General features: G+C 68.1%; 19 protein-coding genes. 4 read left to right on the top strand and 15 right to left on the bottom strand.

The genetic code is table 11. From position 1 onward, the window contains the following. Window position 1: 1 nt before the first annotated feature. Window positions 2-1,132 carry a M24 family metallopeptidase gene (locus AC4AMJ_RS06260; RefSeq protein ID WP_489917540.1) on the bottom strand — a complete coding sequence of 377 codons (1,131 nt, stop codon included), beginning with the start codon at window positions 1,130-1,132 and terminating at the stop codon, window positions 2-4. After that, window positions 1,114-1,728, bottom strand: coding sequence for a TIGR03086 family metal-binding protein (locus AC4AMJ_RS06255; RefSeq protein WP_489917539.1), 615 nt, complete (start codon window positions 1,726-1,728; stop codon window positions 1,114-1,116). The genes AC4AMJ_RS06260 and AC4AMJ_RS06255 overlap by 19 nt, the downstream gene beginning before the upstream one ends. A gap of 52 nt (window positions 1,729-1,780) precedes the next feature. Here AC4AMJ_RS06255 and AC4AMJ_RS06250 point away from each other — a divergent pair, with 52 nt between their 5' ends. Both AC4AMJ_RS06250 and AC4AMJ_RS06245 read left to right on the top strand, forming a co-directional pair. After that, complete coding sequence (locus AC4AMJ_RS06250; RefSeq protein ID WP_489895026.1) at window positions 1,781-2,239, top strand: MarR family winged helix-turn-helix transcriptional regulator; 459 nt, start codon at window positions 1,781-1,783, stop codon at window positions 2,237-2,239. Window positions 2,240-2,311: 72 nt separating this feature from the next. Further along, window positions 2,312-2,806 carry a B-4DMT family transporter gene (locus tag AC4AMJ_RS06245; RefSeq protein WP_489917538.1) on the top strand — a complete coding sequence of 165 codons (495 nt, stop codon included), beginning with the start codon at window positions 2,312-2,314 and terminating at the stop codon, window positions 2,804-2,806. Between the two features lie 71 nt (window positions 2,807-2,877). Here AC4AMJ_RS06245 and aroB read toward each other — a convergent pair whose 3' ends face one another. The 4 genes from aroB to AC4AMJ_RS06225 all read right to left on the bottom strand — a co-directional run bounded on the left by aroB (window position 2,878) and on the right by AC4AMJ_RS06225 (window position 6,916). Then, complete coding sequence (gene aroB, locus AC4AMJ_RS06240; protein WP_489895022.1) at window positions 2,878-3,981, bottom strand: 3-dehydroquinate synthase; 1,104 nt, start codon at window positions 3,979-3,981, stop codon at window positions 2,878-2,880. Beyond that, window positions 3,978-4,532 carry a shikimate kinase gene (locus AC4AMJ_RS06235; protein ID WP_489895020.1) on the bottom strand — a complete coding sequence of 185 codons (555 nt, stop codon included), beginning with the start codon at window positions 4,530-4,532 and terminating at the stop codon, window positions 3,978-3,980. The genes aroB and AC4AMJ_RS06235 overlap by 4 nt, the downstream gene beginning before the upstream one ends. After that, window positions 4,529-5,737, bottom strand: coding sequence for a chorismate synthase (aroC, locus tag AC4AMJ_RS06230; RefSeq protein WP_489895018.1), 1,209 nt, complete (start codon window positions 5,735-5,737; stop codon window positions 4,529-4,531). Before aroC ends, AC4AMJ_RS06235 begins: the two co-directional genes overlap by 4 nt. Before the next feature lie 147 nt (window positions 5,738-5,884). Then, a complete protein-coding gene (locus AC4AMJ_RS06225) occupies window positions 5,885-6,916 on the bottom strand; it encodes an AraC family transcriptional regulator (protein WP_489917537.1) in 1,032 nt (343 codons plus the stop codon). Between the two features lie 123 nt (window positions 6,917-7,039). On the opposite strand from AC4AMJ_RS06225, the gene AC4AMJ_RS06220 reads away from it, so the two are divergent. Both AC4AMJ_RS06220 and budC read left to right on the top strand, forming a co-directional pair. After that, window positions 7,040-8,062: an NADP-dependent oxidoreductase gene (locus AC4AMJ_RS06220; RefSeq protein WP_489917536.1), complete on the top strand. Its 1,023-nt coding sequence runs from the start codon at window positions 7,040-7,042 to the stop codon at window positions 8,060-8,062. A gap of 48 nt (window positions 8,063-8,110) precedes the next feature. Further along, window positions 8,111-8,902: a meso-2,3-butanediol dehydrogenase gene (gene budC, locus AC4AMJ_RS06215; RefSeq protein ID WP_489895012.1), complete on the top strand. Its 792-nt coding sequence runs from the start codon at window positions 8,111-8,113 to the stop codon at window positions 8,900-8,902. Between the two features lie 144 nt (window positions 8,903-9,046). On the opposite strand, the gene AC4AMJ_RS06210 is transcribed toward budC, so the two are convergent. The 9 genes from AC4AMJ_RS06210 to AC4AMJ_RS06170 form a co-directional block, all read right to left on the bottom strand. Next, window positions 9,047-9,433 (bottom strand): prepilin peptidase, encoded by a 387-nt coding sequence (locus AC4AMJ_RS06210; protein ID WP_489895010.1) that lies wholly within the window; start codon window positions 9,431-9,433, stop codon window positions 9,047-9,049. Between the two features lie 73 nt (window positions 9,434-9,506). Beyond that, entirely contained in the window at window positions 9,507-10,376 is an 870-nt protein-coding gene (locus tag AC4AMJ_RS06205) for a shikimate dehydrogenase (RefSeq protein ID WP_489895008.1), read from the bottom strand. Next, on the bottom strand, window positions 10,340-12,127 hold the full coding sequence (mltG, locus tag AC4AMJ_RS06200; protein ID WP_489895006.1) for an endolytic transglycosylase MltG: 1,788 nt from the start codon (window positions 12,125-12,127) through the stop codon (window positions 10,340-10,342). The genes AC4AMJ_RS06205 and mltG overlap by 37 nt, the downstream gene beginning before the upstream one ends. Before the next feature lie 100 nt (window positions 12,128-12,227). Next, the gene (gene ruvX / locus AC4AMJ_RS06195) at window positions 12,228-12,659 is read right to left on the bottom strand and encodes a Holliday junction resolvase RuvX (protein WP_489895004.1); all 432 of its coding nucleotides are present in this window, start codon (window positions 12,657-12,659) and stop codon (window positions 12,228-12,230) included. Then, complete coding sequence (gene alaS / locus AC4AMJ_RS06190) at window positions 12,656-15,370, bottom strand: alanine--tRNA ligase (protein ID WP_489900861.1); 2,715 nt, start codon at window positions 15,368-15,370, stop codon at window positions 12,656-12,658. Before alaS ends, ruvX begins: the two co-directional genes overlap by 4 nt. Before the next feature lie 229 nt (window positions 15,371-15,599). Next, a complete protein-coding gene (locus AC4AMJ_RS06185; protein ID WP_489895002.1) occupies window positions 15,600-17,045 on the bottom strand; it encodes a replication-associated recombination protein A in 1,446 nt (481 codons plus the stop codon). A 10-nt stretch (window positions 17,046-17,055) separates the two neighbouring features. Beyond that, the gene (locus AC4AMJ_RS06180; RefSeq protein ID WP_489917535.1) at window positions 17,056-18,219 is read right to left on the bottom strand and encodes a phosphotransferase family protein; all 1,164 of its coding nucleotides are present in this window, start codon (window positions 18,217-18,219) and stop codon (window positions 17,056-17,058) included. Between the two features lie 219 nt (window positions 18,220-18,438). Next, complete coding sequence (locus tag AC4AMJ_RS06175) at window positions 18,439-19,419, bottom strand: transglutaminase family protein (RefSeq protein ID WP_489894998.1); 981 nt, start codon at window positions 19,417-19,419, stop codon at window positions 18,439-18,441. Further along, window positions 19,416-22,133: a circularly permuted type 2 ATP-grasp protein gene (locus AC4AMJ_RS06170; RefSeq protein WP_489918381.1), complete on the bottom strand. Its 2,718-nt coding sequence runs from the start codon at window positions 22,131-22,133 to the stop codon at window positions 19,416-19,418. The genes AC4AMJ_RS06175 and AC4AMJ_RS06170 overlap by 4 nt, the downstream gene beginning before the upstream one ends. Between the last annotated feature and the right edge of the window lie 20 nt (window positions 22,134-22,153).

Genomic DNA, 22,153 nt, shown 5'->3' with positions numbered 1-22,153 from the left:
GTCAGATGACGGTGAATGCCTTGTCGGTGGCGGTCAGCAGTTCCGGCGTGTCGTCCGTGACGACGAGTGTGTCCTCGATCCTGACGCCACCTCGCCCGGGGAGGTAGACGCCGGGTTCCACGGTCACCGCTGCGCCGCAAGGCAGTGTACCCGTCGCAAGTGCACCGATTCCCGGCGCTTCGTGGATTTGCAGTCCGACGCCGTGACCGAGGCCGTGGACGTAGTGGTCGGCGTGACCTGCATCGGCGATCACCGAGCGGGCGGCCGCGTCGACCTCGCGCAACTGTGCTCCCGGGTGCAGCGCGGCTCGGCCGGCCGCCTGGGCCACCGCGACCAGGTCGTAGATCTCGCGTTGCCAGTCAGCCGCTCGGCCCAGGACATAGGTCCGCGTCATGTCCGAGTGATAACCGCCGACCACCGATCCGAAGTCGATCTTCACGAAATCGCCGTCGGCCAGGACTGCGTCGGTCGGTCGGTGATGCGGAATGGCCGAGTTCGGCCCCGCAGCAACGATCGTCTCGAACGCGATCCCATCCGCGCCGAGCGCGAACATCTCCCACTCCAGTGCTCGCGCGACCTCACGCTCGGTCGCGCCGGGTCGGATCACGCCACGGTCGATGATCGTCGCCAGTGCCCGATCGCCGACTTCGCAGGCCCGACGCAGCAGTTCGATCTCGGCGTCGTCCTTGATCTCGCGGAGCCCCTGGACCAATCCGGTGACACCGACCAACTCGGCGTGTGAGCCGTCCGCCGCGTCGGACACACGCGTCAGGAGCGCGTGGTGCTCGGCCACCGTGACGGCATCTGCCTCGAAACCGATGGCGGCCGCACCCCCATCCGACGCGAAGATGACTAGCTCGGCGAGGCAGTTGCGGGCGATCACCGGTTCGAGGTCACCGGCCTGCTCGGCCACCTGGGTGAGGTAGCGACCGTCCGTACAGATGCGGTCGGCGGAGGGATCGGACGCCGAGATCGACACCGCTCCGTTGGAGCCGGTGAATCCGCTCAGATAGCGCACATTGACGAGATCGCTGACCACGAAGGACTCGGTTGGTGGGTCGGACTCGGCGAGCCGTGCGCGCAGCCGGTCGCGGCGCGCGCGATGATCACTGGTCATCCCGTCGGCAGACATCCCTCCAAGTTAGTCCAGGACGGCGAGCGCCCGAGTAGCCGCAGGACATCGTCGAGCGGCGATCCTCCGCATGCCGGCAACTGCGGCCCGAATGCAGCGCCGGGTCGCGTCCGCGCCGCGCCGTCGGGCACCAGGCGCGCGATGTCGAGGGCCGCCCGCGCGAGATCATCGTCCGCGTCGAACGGCCGTCCGATGGTCCGGGCGATATCCCAACCGTGGACGAAGTAATCGAGGAAGTGGAACGCAACGGCCCGTCCGCCCGGGATCGGCTGGTCACCACCGATCTCGGGCAGCACGAACGCCCGATCGCTCACGTCGGCCTCGGCAAAGGCCACGAGGAGCTCGGCCGCGGCGGCTCGATAGTCCCCGACCGGATCGGGCGATCCGGTCGGGGACTGCCAGGCTGCGCGATCGGCACCGCGTCCGCGCGCGGCGGCGGCGAAACCACGGTGCTGCGCCGTCATGTGCCCCAGCAGGGCACGCAGATCCCATCCCGCGCACGGCGTCGCGCGACACAGATCGGCCGTCCTGATGCCGGCGACCAGCTCGACGGTGTGATCGACCGCTCGTCGATTGTTGTCCACAATAGTATTCATTCACATATCGTATGTGCCCGCATACGATATGTCGATATGTATCTTTTGACCCATGCCGACCGAGTACACCGATCAGCGACCGGACCTCGCCGAGATGGTCGTGCCACTCGGTCGCGCGCTGACCCGCCTCGAGGTTCCGGTTCTCGAGACACACGGACTGAGCATGTGGGGCTATGTGGTGCTGCGCAACCTCGAAACCGAACCGACGCGGTCGCAGGCGGCGCTCGCGGCGGCGATCGGTGCCGACAAATCACGGCTGATACCGGTGCTCGACCGCTTGCAGGACGACGGACTCATCGAGCGGATCCCGGACCCGGACGATCGGCGTGTCCGCCTGCTCTCGATCACCGATCGGGGTTGTTCGGTGCGCGACACGGCCCGACGGGACATCCGCGCGAGCGAGGAGCGACTTCTGGGTCGATTTCCCGACGCGGACCGGGCCGGGTTCCTGAGAACCCTGCAAGCACTCTCGCTGATCGCATCGGCCTCGCCGGACGGCATCGACGACTGAGCTCACCACCGGATATCCCGGTGGGTGGGGATGTGTTTTCGAACACGTTCTACATTGCGTACCCTGTCGGCTATGTCTTCGTGGTTGCCGCGCGGTCTGGTCATGACCGCCGTACACGTCCTCGCTCGCGTCCTGCTCGGAGTGGCCGTCGTCAACGCACCTCTGCACACCACCGTCTGGAAGACGATCGCCATCGGCGCGGTCGTCCTCATCGCCCTCATCTGGGGCGGGATCGACGGCATGGCGGACGCGCGGGCCAATCCCGATCCGGACGACTACGACGACCTCACCGTGCGCTGGCTACAAGCGGGCCTGCTCGCCGGTGTGCTGGCCGGGATCATCTGCTGGGTGCTCGGGCGATTCTTCTTCGCGGGAATCGGCGAGTCCGGGCTGTTCATCGAGATCGTCGCCGGTGGCTCGTTCACCGCGCTGCTGATCTTTGCGCCCGCCTTCGTCGGCGCCGCGATCGGCCGCTGGCTGATCCGCCGTGACCAGCGCAAGGGCCAGAACGACGAGGACGACTGGTCGGTGCATCCCGATCGGGACGGCGAACACGTGCCGAGCTGACACCGCCCCCCGGAATACACCGAACGCCCGCGACAACGAGTCGGCGGGCGTTCGGTGTGTGAATACGTACGTCAGAGGAGCACGGCGGCCGACGTCGCGTCGCCCCCGATCGCCGAGTATGCGGCGGCGATGAGGCCGGGGTCGGGACCCTCGAGTCGACCGGGCTTGGCCAGACCGTCGAGGACGACAAATCGCAGCACGCCGGATCTGTTCTTCTTGTCCCCGGACATGGTCTCCAGCAGGTCCGGCAGCGCGTCGGCGTCGTAGGTCGTCGGCAGCCCCACCATCTCCAGCACGGTCCGGTGGCGGTCGGCGGTGGCGTCGTCGAGGCGGCCGGCCAGGCGTGCCAACTCCGCTGCGAAGACCAGCCCCACCGACACCGCCGCACCGTGGCGCCACTTGTAACGCTCACGTCGTTCGATGGCGTGGCCCAGCGTGTGGCCGTAGTTCAGGATCTCGCGCAGCGAGGATTCCTTCAGGTCGGCCGACACCACGTCGGCCTTCACCTGTACCGACCTCCGGATGAGTTCCGGCAGCACGGTGCCGGCGGTGTCGACCGCCGCCTGGGGGTCGGCCTCGATGATGTCGAGGATGACGGGGTCGGCGATGAACCCGGTCTTGATCACCTCGGCCAGTCCGGCGACGACCTCGTTGTGCGGCACGGTCTCCAGCGTCGCGGTGTCGATCAGGACGGCATCGGGTTCGTGGAACGAGCCGACGAGGTTCTTGCCGGCGTCGGTGTTGATGCCGGTCTTCCCGCCGACCGCCGCGTCGACCATGGCCAGCAGCGTCGTCGGGATGTGGATGACCCCGATGCCCCGCATCCAGGTCGCCGCCACGAACCCGGCGAGGTCGGTCGCGGCTCCCCCACCCAGGCTGATCACCTTGTCGTTGCGCTTCAGCCCGATCCGGCCGAACACGTCCCAGCAGAACGCGGCCACCGACAGGTCCTTGCCGGCCTCGGCGTCCGGGATCTCCACCCGATGGGCGTCGAAACCCTTGTCGGCGAGGAATTCCCGGATCTGCTCCGCGGTCTGCGCCAAGGTCGGCTGGTAGAGGATCGCGATCCGATCCGCCCCGGTTGCCGCCACGGCCACGTCGTCGAGCAGTCCCCGACCGATGATCACGTCGTAGGGTGCTCCGGCATTCACCGTGATCGCTACCGGCTCGGTCATGTGGTCGATGCCCTTTCTGGTATGCGGGTGCGGGCGAGGACGGCGATGATCGCATCGGCGACCTCGCCGGGGTCGCCGGCCGCGGCGTCCACGGCGAATGTGGCCGTGCTCGCATAGGTCTCGTGTCGTTCGGCGAGCAGATCGCCGTAGCGCTGATGTGGGTCCTCACCGGCGATCAGCGGGCGGTCACTGTCACGGACGCGGGCGAAACCGTCGTCGGCGGAGATCTCCAGATAGACCACGCGGTGACCGGTCAGCCCCTCGGCGACCGCGGGAGTCATCACCGCACCACCGCCGAGCGCGACGACGCCACCGTGTGAACTCAGGACGTCGAGGACCACGTCCCGCTCGATCTCGCGGAAGCGCTCGGGTCCGTCGGTGGTGAAGATCTCCGGGATCGGACGGCCGGTGGTACGTACGACCTCGGCGTCGGTGTCGACGAAGTCGACCCCGAGACGTTCGGCCAGGATGCGGCCGACGGTCGACTTGCCTGCCCCCATGAAGCCGATGAGGACGGCCACCGGCCGCCGATCGGTTCTCGGAACGGTCATGAGCGCGGCGGCCGGAGTTCGATGGCCTTCAGGTATCCGGCGAGATTGCCGGCCGTCTCGGCGACCGAATCGCCGCCGAACTTGTCGAGCGCGGCCTGCGCGAGGACCAGCGCGACCATGGCCTCGGCGACCACACCGGCGGCGGGCACCGCGCACACGTCGGAACGCTGATGGATCGCGACGGCCTCGTCGCCGGTGGACATGTCGACGGTGGACAACGCGCGCGGCACGGTCGAGATCGGCTTCATCGCGGCCCGTACACGCACGTCCTCACCGTTGGTCATACCACCTTCGAGACCGCCGGCGCGGTTGGTCGACCGCGCGATGCCGTCCGGCCCGGGCACCATCTCGTCGTGCGCCTGACTGCCGCGACGCCGCGCGGTCGTGAAACCATCGCCGACCTCGACACCCTTGATCGCCTGGATGCCCATCAGCGCGCCGGCCAGGCGAGCGTCGAGGCGGGTCTCCCCGCTGACGTGGGAGCCGAGCCCCACCGGAACACCGGTGGCGACGACCTCGACGACGCCACCGAGAGTGTCACCGTCCTTCTTGGCGGCCTCGATCTCTGCGATCATCTGCTGCTCGGACTCCGCCGAGAACGCACGGACGGGGCTCTCGTCGATCGCGGGCAGGTCGGAGAACCGCGGTGCCGGACCGTCGTAGGGTTCGCTCGCGCCGATCGAGATGACGTGCGAGAGCACCTCGATCCCGAACACCTGACGAAGGAAGTTCCGTGCGACCGTTCCGGCGGCGACGCGCGCCGCCGTCTCCCGTGCACTGGCGCGTTCGAGCACCGGCCGTGCGTCGTCGAATCCGTACTTGAGCATCCCGGAGTAATCGGCATGGCCGGGCCGCGGGCGGGTGAGCGCCGCGTTGCGAGCACTGCCCTCGAGTTCGGCCGGATCGACCGGATCGGCCGCCATCACCGTTTCCCATTTGGGCCACTCGGTGTTCCCGATCTCGACCGCGACCGGACCGCCCATCGTGCGGCCGTGCCGCAGACCGCCGACGACGGTGATCTTGTCCGCCTCGAACTTCATCCGCGCACCACGGCCATAGCCGAGCCGACGGCGCGCGAGTTGTTCGGCGATGTCGGACGAGGTGATCTCCACTCCGGCCACCATCCCCTCGACGATGGCGACCAGGGCCGGGCCATGAGACTCTCCGGCGGTTATCCAGCGCAACACAGTGCTCAATTGTTCCATGTGCCGCCCGGGACCCCACCACCGCCTGCGCACGGCGGTGAGGTCACACGTCACGCGCGAATCGCAGTGGTGACCGGCTCGGGCCACCCGATGGCGTGCACCGCGGCCTGCGCCGTTTTCGGCGGACCCGCATGCGCGCTGATGGGTTCACGGTGCGGCACTGGGCGGTATCGCGTGTTGCCACTGCCGTCTCAGCGACTGCCTCAGCGACGCCGGACTGTCGCCGAACCAGCGCTGACACGATCGGGACAGCACGCTTTGCTCGGCGTAGCCCAGTTCCCGGGCCAGGTGGCTCAGTGCGATGTCGGTATCACGCAAGTAGCGCACGGTCATCTCGCGCCGCACGTCATCGACAAGCGCGTTGAAGGTCGTCCCTTCGGAGACGAGTCGACGTCGCAACGTATTCGGATGCAAACGAAACTGCTCGGCGACGATCGGGACCGTGGCCGAACCCGTCGGCAGCAGTTGCCGGACGAGCTCACGTATCGACGACGACATCGTCGGCCGGTGCCGGTCGATGACGGTGTCGAGGTACTCCAGCACGACGCGATGAGCCATGTCGTCGCGTACCAGCGGCCGCTGCAGCTCGGAGGCCAGCACGGTCATCCCGGCTCGCTGCGCGGAGAACTTCGGTGTGCAGGAGAAGTACTGCCGGTACTCCTCCGGCGAGACCAGTGGGGTGTGCGGAATGTGCACCGTCGTCGGTGCATATCCGGACCCGAGCAGGAATCGCAACACCCGCAGCATCACACCCAGCCCCAGTTCGAATGTCTGCGGACATGCGGGCGGATGGGGAATCAGGATCTTGAACTCCAGAAACGATGTCTCGTCGCCCGGGTCGATCACCACCGAATTCGACGGGCTGTACGTGCCCAGATAGCTCTCGAAGATATCGATCGCCCCGGCCACGGACTTCGCCGTTCGGGCGGCGACACCGACCGGCCCGAACATCTCGATGCCCTGACGCTCGGCGAGCCGACGGCCGAAGTCGAGTGTCTGCGTCGCCCTGGCCGCCGATTCGATTGCGTCGATGTGCGCCAAATAGGTGATGAATGCGTCGAAATTGCCGACATCAGCCAACCGAATGCCTGCGGATGTGAGCAGCGCATCGGGGTCGCCGCCCAACTCGGCCACCACTTCCGGATAACCGCGCATCGACGTGCCCCTGATCACAGACATGCTCTCTACTGTCAAAAACATGGGCTCTGCTGTCAATACTCCCCTATCTCGGAGCGCGCAAACTCACTTCACTGACATCGATTGGTGACAGATCACAGTCTGAACAGAAAGTGATAGTTGGTCATGACAGAGAAGAACCGTAGGTGGCTGCTCGCCAGGCGCCCCTCGGGAATCGTGGGCCCCGAGGATTTCGATCTGGAGGTCGAGCCCGTGCCATCGATCGCCCAGGGTCAGTTCCTCGTTCGCAACCGCTGGCTGAGTTGCGACCCCGCCCAGCGCACCTACATGGAGTTCGACAGCTACATCCCGGCGGTCGAGATCGGCGAGATGATGGTCGGCGCGTCGGTCGGCGAGGTCGTCGAGTCCCGCCACCCCGACTTCCAGGTGGGTGACGTGGTGTCCGGCGCTTTCGGCTGGCAGGACTACGCGGTCAGCGACGGGTCGCCGTTCGCCGGCCTCATCCCTCCGGTAACCGTCCCGGCGGGCGTCGACGCGCCGACTGCACTGTCGCTGTTCGGCATCACCGGGCTCACCGCGTACATCGGCCTCCAAGACGTGGCGGAGATCAAGGCCGGCGACACCGTGGTGGTCTCGGGTGCGGCCGGAGCGGTCGGATCGGTCGCCTGCCAGATCGCCAGGATCAAGGGCGCCCGGGTCGTGGGCATCGCGGGCGGACCCCGCAAGTGCGCGCTGCTGCGCGACGAACTCAACCTCGACGATGCGATCGACTACAAGAACGAGGACGTCGACGCCCGGCTCGGTGCGACGTGCCCGGACGGCATCGACGTCATCTTCGACAACGTCGGCGGAGAGATCCTCGATGCGGCGCTCGCACACATCGCGGTCGGCGCCCGGGTCGCGCTCTGTGGGTCGGTCTCCGGCTACAGCGAGTCCCAGGGACTGGTCCCGGTGCGCAACGTCTTCAACCTCACCCTGCAGCGCGCCACCATGCGCGGCTTCCTGGTCTTCGACCACCTCGATCGGGCGGAGGCGGCGATCGGTGATCTCGCGACCTGGGCCGCCGAAGGAAAGATCAACAACCAGATCGACATCGTCGAGGGTCTCGAGAATGCGCCCAGTGCGCTGCGACGCCTCTTCACCGGCGAGAACGTCGGCAAGCAGCTCGTCAAGATCACCGACAACTGATCCGCAACCGACCGAAAACCTACTCCCCCAACACGACAAGGAACTCTCATGGGAATGCTCAACGACAAGAAGGCCATCATCACCGGCGGCGCCAACGGCATCGGCGAACAGACCGTACGGCTGTTCCTCGAACACGGCGCCAGCGTCGTGATCGCCGACATGAACGCCGATCGCGGCAAGCAGCTGGCCGACGAGCTGGGCCCCAAGGCCACATTCTGCGAGGTCGATCTCGCCGAGGCCGAGCAGATCGGACCGATGATCGAACAGGCCGTCGGATTCCTCGGCGGCCTGGACATCCTGGTCAACAACGCCGGCTACGGCATCTACGGCCGCACCCACCTCATCGATCCGGCCGACTGGCACAAGATCATCGACGTCGACCTCAACGCCGTGTTCCATACGTGCCGTCACGCACTGCCCCACCTGATGAAGCAGGGTGGCAGCATCATCAACACCGCCTCGGTGTCGGGCACCCGCGCGGACTACGGGTTCAACGCCTACGCGGCGGCCAAGGGCGGCGTGATCAACTACACCCGCAACCTGGCCCTGGACTACGCGCTCGACAACATCCGCGTCAACTGCATCTCCCCCGGTCTGATCGAGACGCAGCTGACCGGCCCGTTGCGCGGGCATCCGGACGCGTTCCAGAGCTACATGGACAACATCCCGATGTCTCGTGTGGGAGTGCCGATGGAGATCGCCAAGGTCATGCTGTTCCTGGCCTCGGACCTGGCGTCCTACGTGACCGGTCAGGAGATCGCGGTGGATGGCGGCGTGACCGCCTGGAACGGCCAGCCCCGCTTCACCAAGCACTTCGGGGACGTCGTCATCGCAGGGTGAGTCCCGCGATCAGCGCGTGAGCGGCGGGTCCGGTTCATCTCGTCCGGACCTGCCGTCGCTGAATGGCCATGACACTGCCGGCGGGCGCCGTCTCTGGACACCGCGACCATGCGGTGGCCATCAGGCCACGAGAGCATCTGCTGTTCATGCGACGAACGTGAGCACGCAGACGGTCGCGGCGATCAGCGCCGGAGCGTGCGGTTGGGCGTCGACCCGTCGGGCGACAACGTGTGCAGCGAGACCGAACAGCGCAGCGACGAGCACCGCGATCAGGCCGGTCGCGACGTCGGCGAGCAGGCCACCGAGCACGAAAGCCAATTTCACATCGCCACCACCGCAGAGGCCGGCGAGCGCGGCAACGGCATACGGCGCCGCGGTCAGGACGGCCGCGAGGCCGACCGTCGGCTCGACCGGGGTGTAGGCGAGTGTCGCCGCGATCCCGGGCCAGAGCGATGACGTCGGGATGCGACGGGTCCGCAGGTCGGCGACGGTGATCCGGGACAGCCACAGCAGCATGATCCACAGGCACATGCGTCGAGCGTGCCCCACGAGGAGCGCGGCGCCGAGATTTCTTCCACAGGCTGGATCCGACTTGCGCCCGGAATCAGCGAGCGTCGAGCGCCGCCGCCATCGCCGCACGCGGGGCGGGTCGTCCGGTGAACTGTTCCACCTGGCTGAACGCCTGGTGCAGCAACATCACGAGCCCGCCGACGACCTTCCCGCCCGCGGCAGCGACCGCACCGGCCAGCGGTGTCGGCCACGGGTGATAGATCACGTCGACCAGCCGCGGGGCCCCGGCGAGCACGGACACCAGCGAGCTCGCGCCGTCGGCGGGCACGGTCGAGATCACCACCCCGCTGCTGCGCGCACGCTCGGCGAGCGTGTCGTCGGCGTCAAACCCCAGCACGGAGGTCGTCATGCCGAGCCGCTGCGCCAGTTCGACGACCGGCTCTGCGCGTGCCGCATCCCGAGCGACGATGGCGAGGTCGGTGAATTCCTTCTCGGCGAGCGCCGCAACGGACGGCAACGCGGTGCCGCCGTTCCCGATCAGTGTCGCGGTGGCGTTCACCGCGGCATCGGCGCCGACCTCGGCGAGCGCACCGGTCATTCCGTCGATGTCGGTGCAATCGGCCCGCCACCCGTCCGCGGTGCGCACCAAGGTGTTCGCGGAGCCCACGAGTTCGGCGCGGGCGGTTCGCTCATCGGCGTAGGCCAACGCCGCCAGCTTGGCCGGCATCGTGACCGACAGACCCACGAATTCAGCGGCGAGACCGGAGACCAGATCGGGCAATTGTTCTGCCGTGCAATCGATCCGATCATAGGTCCAGTCGGTCAGACCGAGTGCGCGATACGCTGCCAGATGAAGGTCCGGTGAGCGCGAGTGCCCGACCGGGGAGCCGAGGACGGCGGCGCGTCGTGCGGTGTCACCCACGTCGGTCAGCCGCACCCGGTGCTCAACAGCTTGTTCTCGCATGCTTTCTCACGGTTCTGCTTGTGCTGGTCGAAGGTGGCGGCGAAGAGGGTGGTGCCCTCGCGGTCGATGGTCACGAAGTACAGCCAGTCGCCCTCGGCCGGATGCTCCACCGCCTCGAGCGCACGCTCGCCCACGGCGCCGATCGGAGTGACCGGCAAGCCCTGGATCCGGTAGGTGTTCCAATCGTTGTCGGCCTTGTAGGCGTCGCCGTACACGTCGATGTTGGTGACCGTGGCGGTGTAATTAGCGGTGGAATCCATCTCCAGCCGTTGACCTTTGGCGAGTCTGTTGAGGATGACCCGGGCCACCTTCGCGTAGTCGGTGGGGTTGGCCACCTCCCGTTCGACCAGCGAGGCGGCGACGAGCGTCTCGTACGGGCTGAGCCCGGAGTCGCGTTGCTCGAGCAGCCCCCATTGTTCGAAGCGGGCCGCGCTGGCCACGATCAGATCGTGCAGGATCTGCGTCGCCGAGTGCGTCGGGTCGATCGTCTCCCAGGTTCCCGGAGCGATCAGGCCTTCGATGCGCCGGTGATCGCCCGTCAACTTCTCCACGGTCGGCCGCGCCCAGTCGGGTACACCCAGCGCTTCCGGCGATGAGTCGGCGGCCGCCTTTTCGAGGGCCGGGACGTCGGCCCCGATTCGCTGCCCGTTGACGGTGACGGCGGTCGCGTCGGCGATCATCTGGAAGATGCCCGGTGTCGTCTTGCCGTCGACGCCGTTCTTGTTGTCGAGTTGCAGACCCTCGGGCACCACCATGCGGCCGACCCGGTGCTCGGTGCCGTCGGTCATCATCTCCACCGCGGTGGCCGCGGGGATCTCGGTCCGCAGTTTGTAGAAGCCGCCCGACATCGCCTGGCCGTCGGCCGCGTCGACGAAGGCCAGCGCGCTGCCGACGACGTCGTCGCGCTCGAGAATCCTGCCGAAATCCATGAGGGTCGAATCCTGCGGGATGTCGACGATGACATCGCCGGTTCCCGCGGCGTCGGTGTAGTCCTTGTGGTTCTCGAACACGCCGAGCGAACGGAGACCGACGAATCCGACGCCGGCCACCAGAGCCAGCATGCAGGCCAACACCACGGCGAGCACGATGCGGCGCCGTGTACGCCGTCGCGACGCGGGCCGCTGCTCCCCCGGCACGGTCACCGGCTTGCGTCTCTTCGTGCGACGTCGGCGCGAGGGGCGCTCGTCCACGGTGTCGTCGTCGAGGTCGGCGGCGACGAAGTCATCGTCCACATCGACCACCGGGGCGGTTGCGGTGTCCGCTACCTCGGCCCGCGCCCCGGCACGGGACCTGTGCGGCACGGCACTGCGCAGCGGGTCGGCGTATTCACCGGATCGAAGAGTCAGCGACTGGTCACGGTCATCGACATACTCCTGCGGCGGGGGCGCCGCAGGTATGCGCCGGGGCATGACCCGCTCCGGTCGACTCGGTGGCGACGTGACGTCCGGCGATGGTGCATGCGGTGGGGCCTGGCGCCGGCCGGCCGGCCGGCCGGGCGGTGCCGGCCACGAATCCGTGGACCCGCCGCGGGGCGAGGTGGGTGTCCGCGCCTCGGGCGCGGCGGGCGGCGGGACGGCCGGGTGCGGCCCCGTCGGCGGGCCGTCCGCTCCGGCTTCCCGGCGCCGACGGTGGCGTGTCGACGGTTTGCCGTCGGCGGGCTGCGTGAAGTACCGCAACCGGTCCAGATCCAGCTGTTCGGTCGGCTGATCGGAGATGTCGTGTCGCCGCGGTCGATGGCGTTCGTCGGTCACCGAGCGGTTCCTCCCAGGTTCCCGCGAGATTCGGTCTTGCGACATGCTCGGTTCGCGATCACGAATTGCGCTGTGCTGATTGGCCGTACGCATGCAGAAGTCATCGTCGCGTATCCAGCCACCCCTGCAGGATAGCGACCGCAGCCGCCTGATCAATCACGGCGCGCGAGGATTTCGCTTTCACCCCACTTGCCCGAAGGGCTTGGGTCGCGGTGACCGTGGTCAGCCGCTCGTCGTGATATTCGACACCCACCGGCCGAATCCGTTCGGCGAGTTGCTCACCGAAGTCGCGGGCCAGTACGGCCGCAGCACCGTTCTCGTTCCGCAGGGTCTTGGGCAGACCGACCACCACACCCACGGCCTCGTACTCCTCGACGAGCGCCGCGATGCGTTGGATGTCGCCGTCGCCGCGCGGTGTGCGCGCCACGGTCTCGACAGGTGTCGCCAGAATGCCGTCGGGGTCACACACCGCGACCCCGATCCGTACCGATCCGACATCGACGCCCAATCGACGCCCACGCGTCAGGGTCATCGGTCCCGGACGAGTTCACGAATCCGGGTCATCGCCGCGTCGACACCGGCCGCGTCCGTACCCGAACCCTGTGCGAGATCAGGCTTTCCACCTCCGCGTCCGCCGATCAGCGGCGCGATCTCCTTGACGATGTCACCCGCCTTGATACCGCTCTTCCGGGCGCCCTCGGTGGTCGCAACGACGAAGGGCACCTTGGTCCCGTCTCCGTTGGCGGACGAGGAGAACACCGCGATCACCGCGGCACGGTCGGCGACCCGGCCACGCAGGTCGGTCGCGAGCGAGCGTAGACCGTTGCCGTCGAGTCCGTCCGGCAATCGGCCCCCGACGACGAGGGTGTCGGCCACGATCACGGCGCCGTCGATGAGTCCACCCGCAGCGGCCCGGGCCGATTCCTCACGCAGGCGCTCGATCTCCTTCTCGGCGTCGCGCAGCCGGGTCACCAACTGTTCGACACGGCCCGGGACCTCGTCGGACGGCACCTTGAACGAGGATGCGAGACCGGCCAGCAGCGCACGCTCCTTCGACAGGTAGCGGAAGGAATCCATCCCGACATAGGCCTCGACGCGGCGGACACCGGAACCCACCGACGACTCGCCGATCAGCGTCACGGGACCGATCTGGGCCGAGGACCCGACATGTGTGCCACCGCACAATTCCATCGAGAACGGTCCGCCGATCTCGACGACGCGCACCACGTCGCCGTAGTTCTCACCGAACAACGCGATGGCACCCATCGACTTCGCCTCGGTCAGGCCGGTCTCGAATGTGTTCACCGGATAGTTCGACTCCACCGCCGCATTGCTGATCTCCTCGATCTCGCGGCGTTGGCTCTCCGACAGCGGCTTGCCCGAGTGGAAGTCGAAACGCAGGTAGCCCGGCCGGTTCAACGACCCCGCCTGGGTTGCGGTGGGACCGAGTACCTCACGCAGAGCGGCATGGACCATATGGGTTCCCGAGTGCCCCTGTGTCGCCCCGTGGCGCCAGGTCTGATCGACCGCGGCGATGACTTCGTCGCCCTCGGCGACCTCGCCCTCGTCCACGACCACCTTGTGCAGCCACACCTTCTTGCCCGCCTTCTGCACGTCGGTGACGCGCAGGCGGACGCCGTTGCCGGTGGTGATCGTGCCGATGTCGGCCATCTGACCACCGGATTCGGCATACAGCGGGGTGCGGTCGAGCACCACGACGAGCTCCTGGCCCGCGGTGGCGGCCGGCACCCGGGTGCCGTCGGCGATCAGACCCAACACGCGCGCCTCGGAGACCAACTCGTCGAAGCCGGTGAACGTCGTCGGGCTGTCGTCGATGAACTCGCGGTACGCCGACATATCGGCGTGGCCGGCCTTGCGGGCGGTCGCGTCGGCCTTCGCCCGCTGCTTCTGCTCGGCCATCAACGCGGTGAAGCCCTCCTGGTCGACCGCGAGACCGGCTTCGGCGGCCATCTCGAGCGTGAGATCGATCGGGAAGCCGTATGTGTCGTGCAGGGTGAATGCGTCGTCGCCGCTCAGGGTGGACCGCTGGGCCGCCTTGGTGGAGGCCGCGGCGTCGGCGAACAGCTTCGATCCGGCCGCCAGTGTCTTGCTGAACGAGGCCTCCTCGGCCACGGCCACGTCGATGATGTGATCGCGCTGTTCGGCGAGGTTCGGGTACGACGGCGACATGGTGTCGACGACAAGACTGATGAAATCGTCCATGGTGGGCTGATCCGCGGCCTTGGCGGCGACCCCGCTTGCTTCGCTCCCGGCGGTCAGGAGGCGCACCGACCGGACGACTCGCCGCAGCAGCCGACGCAGTACATAACCGCGACCATCATTGCCCGGCAGCACACCGTCACCGATGAGCAGCGCCGAGGTGCGGGCGTGGTCGGCGATCACGCGGAACCGGACGTCGTCCTCGTGGTTGCCTGCCCCGTAGGCGCGTCCGGTCAGGCGTGCGGCGAGGTCGATGATCGGCTTGAGCAGGTCGGTCTCGTAGACGTTGTCGACGCCCTGCAGGATGCAGGCGACCCGCTCGATGCCCATGCCGGTGTCGATGTTCTTCTTGGGCAGCGGTCCGAGGATCTCGTAGTTGTCCTTGCCCCCGCCGGGTCCGCGGACGTTCTGCATGAACACGAGATTCCAGATCTCGATGTAGCGGTCCTCGTCGGCTTCCGGCCCGCCTTCCTGTCCGTAGGCCGGCCCACGGTCGTAGAAGATCTCCGAACACGGGCCACACGGCCCGGGCACACCCATCGACCAGTAGTTGTCCTTCAGACCACGCCGCTGGATGCGTTCGGCGGGCACCCCGATCTCATCGCGCCAGATCGCCTCGGCCTCGTCGTCGTCGAGGTAGACCGTCGGCCACAGTTTCTCCGGGTCGATGCCGTAGCCGCCCTCGGCGACGCTGTTGGTGAGCAACGTCCACGCGAAGTTGATGGCCTCGCGTTTGAAGTAGTCGCCGAAGGAGAAGTTGCCGGCCATCTGGAAGAACGTGTTGTGCCGGGTCGTGATGCCGACCTCGTCGATGTCGAGGGTGCGCACGCACTTCTGCACGCTCGTCGCGCGGTCGAACGGCGGGGTCTGTTCACCGAGGAAGTAAGGCTTGAACGGCACCATGCCGGCGTTGACGAACAGCAGGTTCGGGTCGTCCAGGATGAGTGAGGCGCTGGGCACCTCGGTATGTCCTGCCTTGATGAAGTGATCCAGGAATCGCTGCCGGATCTCATGCGTCTGCACTGGGTTGTCGTCCTCGGTCGGGGTCAGTCGGTTCGTGTGGTATCGGATGGGTCGCCGGGCGGGCGCGGGCCCGGTCGCGGAGTTGTCCGCAACGCCGACGAACTGCGACATACCAGCCTACCGCCATGCGGCGCGTCACCCCGATGACGGTGGACCGACCACCGACACCAGACGCGGCTTCTCCTGGCTTTCGGTGCCCGGTATGCGGTGTGGACCAGCGCGGAGTGCCTCAACGCCTCCTCGCCACGGCGCGACGCACGATCGAGCGCAACTTTCCCAGCCGCGCACTGATCTCACGTTCGAAGCCGTGATCGGTCGGCTGGTAGTAGTCGACGCCGACCAGGTCATCCGGCGCATACTGCTGCGCCACGACCCCGTCCGGGTCGTCGTGCGGATAGCGGTAGCCGATACCGCTGCCGAGCCCTTTCGCGCCGGCGTAATGGCTGTCGCGCAGATGGGCGGGTACCGCACCGGAGCGGCCGGCCTCGACATCGGCGAGCGCGGCGCCGATCGCCGAGACCACCCCCGCCGACTTGGGGGCGGTGGCGAGGTGGATCGTCGCCTGGGTGAGGGCCAGTTTCGCCTCGGGCATCCCGACGAGGGCGACGACCTGCGCCGCGGCGACCGCGGTCTGCAACGCCATCGGGTCGGCCATGCCGATGTCCTCGCTGGCGTGGATCATCAGGCGCCGGGCGATGAAGCGCGGGTCCTCGCCGGCTGCGATCATCCGCGCCAGGTAGTGCAGTGCGGCGTCGACGTCGGAGCCGCGGATGGACTTGATGAAGGCGCTGGTGACGTCATAGTGCTGATCGCCGGCGCGGTCGTACCGGACGGCGGCCCGGTCGATCGCCGCCTCGACGTCGGCGACGTCGAGGACCCGCCGGAACGTGCCCGAGGTGGGGTCCGCGGCTCGTCCGTCCGCACTCGCATCCCCGTCGTCGGACTGCTCGTCCCGTGTTGCCGCGTCCGCGCTGGCCTCCAGTGCGGTCAGCGCGCGGCGGGCATCGCCCGCGGCAACGGCGACCAGATGATCCAGCGCATCCTCGCTGACCTCGACCTGCCCGTCGAGACCGCGCGGGTCGGTGATGGCCCGACGGAGCACCTCCCGGATGTCGTCACCGGACAGCGAGCGGAGTTGCAGCACCAACGACCGCGACAACAGCGGCGAGACCACCGAGAACGACGGGTTCTCCGTGGTGGCCGCGACCAGCAGGACGATGCGGTTCTCCACCGCGTCCAGCAGGGCGTCCTGCTGGGTCTTGGAGAACCGATGCACCTCGTCGATGAACAGCACTGTCTGTTGACCGTCGATGAGCCGCCGTCGGGCGACGTCGATCACGGCGCGCACTTCCTTGACGCCCGCCGAGAGGGCGGACAACGCCTCGAATCGGCCGCCGGTGGCCTGTGAGATCAGCGATGCCATGGTGGTCTTGCCGGTGCCGGGTGGTCCGTACAGCATCACCGACGCCGCGCCCGACCCGTTGATCAGCCTGCGGAGCGGCGAACCGGTCCCCAGCAGATGCCCCTGCCCCACGATCTCGTCGAGCGATCGGGGGCGCATGCGGACCGCGAGCGGCGCATTCGCGGCGACCGGCCCGGCGAACGGTGTCCCGGCACGCAGGCCTCCGGCACTCTCCGGTGAGCCTGCATTCGGCGGGTCGAAGAGCCCATCCATGGCGGCGGCGTCAGCGCAGCCAGGTGCGCTGCAGCGCGGCCCCGAGCTGCGTGGCGAACTCCGCGATGCCGGACTCCCCGGAACGGACGGCGGCCGTCGCCAGGTCCGTCCATCGCGCCACGACCACGCGGGGGTCGTTGGTGTGCAGCGCCCAGTCGTGGGTGTATCCGGCGGGGCTGACCTGGGGTATCGCCACTATGACGACCCCGTCGTGCACCGGCAGCATCCAGACGGTGGACAGCCACGTCCACAACAGTCGGGCATTCGTGATCTTGCGCGCACATTCCCGGTCGTGACCGAGGGAGGGCCAGATCGGCGTGACCTCCGACCGCCACGCGTCGACCATCGAGATCTCGAGCTCGGCACGATGGGCGGCGTTGGACGGCGACAGCTGTGCGCCGCAGGTCACCAGTGCGTAGGCGATGTCGAGCGTGGCATCCCGGAAGCCGCCCCATTCGTAGTCCATGAACTGGACGCCGTCATCGTTGATGAGGATGTTCTCCGGGCCGACGTCGGACGGGCTGAACGCACGGTGGTCACCGGCGGCGACGAGCTCACACGCCGACTGCATCCGTTCCAACACCTCGGTGGGGAGCTCGACGCCCAGTCGGTCCAGGTGCGACGGTGCGTCGCTGACGGCGCGGGCCGCCGACTCGCCGAGGATGTCGGAGCTCTCGAGACCGGACGCATGGCGGCGCAGGATGGCCAGGAAGTCGCCCTCCCCGCCGACCGTGGCGGCGTGCATACGCCCCAGCGCCTGCCCCCAGGCGCTGACCGCGTGCGACGCCTCGACCGCGTCCGTGCCCGACAGCAGCGAGTTCATCGTGCGACCGTGTCCGAGGTCGGTGAGGACGAGCAGACGCACGTCCGGGTCGGATGCGATCAACTGGGGACCCGGCCGGGACTCGTTGGGCAACGCGGTGGCGTATTTGTAGGACGCCAACTCACGGTGGAAAGCGCGCGGATCCTCGTCGGCGGGCAGCGCCTTGATCACCAAGGTGCGATCCATCGACAGAGGGTTGGCCATCACCCGCGCCCGCACCACCACGGTGCGGCCGCTGCCACCGAGGTCTTCCGGGTCGGCGAGGGTGACGGAGGAACCGGCTCGATGCGAGAGCACCGACTCGGCCGCGCGCACCACACTGGCAATGCGACTCTCAGTGATAACCGTCATGTCGACAACCAACCTACCCAATCCGAGAACGACGCGTCACTACCCTTCACCCATCTGCAACACAGTTGCCACCGACAAACTGTCACTTCACCAGATCCTGTCTCGCACAACACCGATCGTTCCGCGGAGCGGCGCCTCCGGCGGTGTCATCTGTTCGGAGGACGACCGAGCGGGTATCCGTGACCTGGGGCCCACCGATCCGCCATCCGGTCTGTGAGATCAGTCCACGGCCGCCCGGGGTGTGTCCTCCGACCCGCCCGCCGCCTCGACGGCCGCGTCGAGGACATCGATCGGACTGACGTCGACCGCGACGTCGATACGACTCTTCTTCGATTCCGTGTAGATCACCCCGCGCAGCGGCGGAACGTCGTCGTAGTCGCGACCCCAGGCCACCGTGACGTGGCGTTCGTCGACGAGCTTGTCGTTGGTGGGGTCGAACGCCACCCAGTGATCCCCCGGCAACCACACCGCCGCCCACGCGTGGCTGGCGTCGGCGCCGAAGATGCGTTCCCGGCCCGGCGGCGGGTCCGTCGCGAGATACCCGGATTCGTAGCGTGCGGCGAGTCCCACCGACCGCAGACAGGCGATCGCGACGCGGGCGAAGTCCTGGCAGACACCCATCCGCCGCTCGAGGACCGTGTCCACCCGGGTGCTGATGGCGGTCGAGCCGGATTTGTAGGTGAAGTCGCGGAAGATCCTGCTGGTGAGGTCGGTGACCGCCTCGATCGTCGGTCGTCCGGGCGTGAAGACCTGCTGCGCGTAGTCGACCACCGCCGGGGTGATCTCGGGCGGATAGAGGTCGAGGGCGAACTCCGTCACACCCGCACCGGCGTGACCGACCACCGCCGGGCGTGCCAGCTCCCACGGGCCGAGCGCGGCCGGCGACAGCAGGACACCGGCGTCGGGCGGATCGACCTCGACGACGGACGTCCCGGTGACCACGAGTTCGTCGTGATCGGTCCGGACGTGAAAGTAACAATCGGTGTTGCCGTAGACATCCACGCCGGTGGACCAGTCGTCTGGTTCCGGCTCGATGCGGACATCGGCCTCGAGGACGCGCTGACCGGGCAGTTCTCGCGGGATGAGATAGCACCGGCCGTAGGACGACGAGACGACATCGTCGTAGGTGTAGCAGGTGCGGTGCAGCACACGGTATCGCCGGGTGCGGTCGGAACCCGGGGTGGGAACGGGACTGCTCACGGCGCGTCGACACCTCCCCCGCCCCAGATCGGCTGGGCCTGTACCGGCGAGGCGAATCTCGTACGGTCCAGCACCTCGGACAGCTCCCGTGCGCCGGCACCCAGTGCCGTCATCAGTTCGTCGAGCTCGCCACGGCGCCCGTCGGCATCCACGGCGGCGAGATCGTCGGGGTCGGACCGTCGGAGCTCGGCGATCATCTCCTCGACGATCCGCTCCGCGCTTGCCGAACGGAGTGCATCGGGAAGGTCGGCAAGGTCATCGTGCATGCGGGTCAGCTGATAGGTCATCGCGCGCGGGTTGGACTCGTCGAAGAACAACAACTCTCCGACCGCCTCGAGCTGGTAGAGACCCCGGTTTCGTCTGCGGTAGATCACCGACGACTCGTTGGCCACGAGATAGGACTCGAGCAGCGCCTGCTCGACCTCCCGATCACGGTGGTTGGTGAACAGCGCACGGGTCAGATCCGCGAGCGTCACCGCGCGCTCGATCCGACGGCCGATGTCCATGAAACGCCAGCCTGCGTCATGCACCATCGACTCGGCCTGCAGACCGGCGAGCGCCAGCACCCCGTGCAGCACCTCGTCCTGCGCGTGGCCCAGTTCGGAGCCCAGGTCGAGTGCGTCGTCGGGCACTTCGAGGCGACCGTCACGGCCGGCGCGCACATGGGCGCTGAGCTGTTCGATCGCCCGCTCCACCGGCGCGAGAACCATCCAGGTGCTGGTCGACATCTGATCCCGAACCGCGCGCGCCGTCGACACCAGCCGGTCCACCGAGTGCGCGATGGTCCCGGGCACCGCGCGCGCCACGGTGAGATCGGTGAGCTTGATGATGGCCTCGGCGACCCGATCCGGCGCGGTCGGCTGATCATCGTGCTCGGCGGTCAGGTGGGCGGTGTCGAGGTAGGCGGCGGTCCCGGTGACGATCGCCGCGGCGTGCAGCACCTGTGGGACCGCCGCGCTGCCGCTCATCCACGGCCGGTACTGGACCTCCTGGTACCGCTCACGCGCCACCTTCGCCAACCGGGTGGTCGCGTCGGTGCGCTCGCCGTAACGGCCGAACCAGAACAGATCCGCCAGGACGCGCGGACTGGCGGCGGCGGCGACGTCGGAGTACTCGGTGACCCGGGCCGGCCGGCCGGCACCGCGCGAGGTCGGCGCCTCCGCCACATCCGCCTTGGTGACGGACTTGCGGGAGACATGTCCGCCGACGTCGGCGCTGGTCACCCAGACGTCCTTGGCGGCCACCGAACGCTGCGCGGACCCGGCGACACCATCGGCGAGCACGGCACCCAACCCGCCGGGCATCACTGCGTAGGTGGGGCCCTGGGCGACGCTGAACGCCCTGATCCCGACCGGAGCGGCGCGCACGAGCCCGCTCCCCGACCCCGCGAACCGCCCGGCGGTCATCGTCGGCGCCACCGAGTAGGGGCGCAACTCTCGTGCGACCCACTGCCATCGTTGCGTCTCGATCCGGGCCGCCAGCTCGGTACGGGAGGCGGCGGTCATCATCGGTCCCAGCAGTTCCTCCCCGGTGCGGAAATTGGTGAGCACGAAGGAGTCAAGGTCGGCGACGATCTTGCCGCGCTGCAGGTTGTCCCCTGCCCACAGCGTCGGCACCGACGGCATCGCGAGCTCCTCGTCGAGCAGCACCGGAGCCAGTTTCGCCAGCACGGTGTGCAGGGCCGGGTTCTCCAGCACTCCGCTGCCCAACGTGTTCACCACGGTGACTGTGCCCCGTGAGATGGCCTCCACGAGTCCGGCGACGCCGAGGCGCGAGTCGGTGCGTAGATCGAGCGGATCCGCGAACTCCGCGTCCACACGTCGCAACAGGACGTCGACCCGCTTGAACTTGCCCAGCGAGCGCATGTACACGACACCGTCCCGCACGGTGAGATCGCTGCCCTCGACAAGCGGCAGGCCCAGCACCGACGCCAGGTGGGCCTGGTCGAACGCCGTCTCGGACATGCTCCCGGGACTGAGCACCGCGACGGTCGGGTCGTCGACCCCCGGCGGGGCGTAGTCGAAGAGGGCCAGCCGGATGGTGCCGACGAAGTTCGTCACCGACCGCGGCGCGCAGGCCTGGAAGAGTTGTGGGAACGTCCGGGACAGCAGCTTGCGGTCGACGATCGCGAACCCGATCCCGGAAGGCGCCTGGGTACGGTCGGCGAACACCTCGAACCTGCCATCGGGAGCGCGTCCGAGGTCGAGCGCGTGCAGGAACAGGGCGTGCGGACCGGGGACCTCGAGCCGCGCGGCCTTGCGGATGTAACCGGGGTGGCCGAAGACCATCTCCGGCGGGATGAGTCCGGACCGGACGGTCTTCTGATCCCGATACAGGTCGCGCATGAGCAGATCGAACAGGGTCGATCGCTGGATGACGGCCTTCTCGACGTCCGACCACTCGACCCCGTCGACGATGAGGGGTACCGGGTCGATCTGCCAGTCACGGGCGACGGTCTGCACCCCGTCGAATTCGTTGTAGACGACGCCCTCGTCGCCCACCGCGGTGGCCAGACGGGCCGCTGCCGCCTGCAGGCGGGCGTCACCACGCAGCGCGTAGCCGTCCACGAGCTCTTTCCACGCGGTGCGGGTGCGTCCGGCGGGATCGACCATCTCGTCGAACGGGGCGGGCGTGGCGCTCAGCGGCGCCGGACGGGCGTCGATCCGGGTCACATCGAACAGCGCGGAACCGTCGGGACGGTATCGATCGAACACCCCGGGCAACGTGTTGCCCG

This window comes from Gordonia sp. LMA484, from assembly GCF_058129505.1.
Note: the sequence above shows the minus strand (reverse complement) of the source record. Positions and strands in the feature narration are given on the sequence as shown.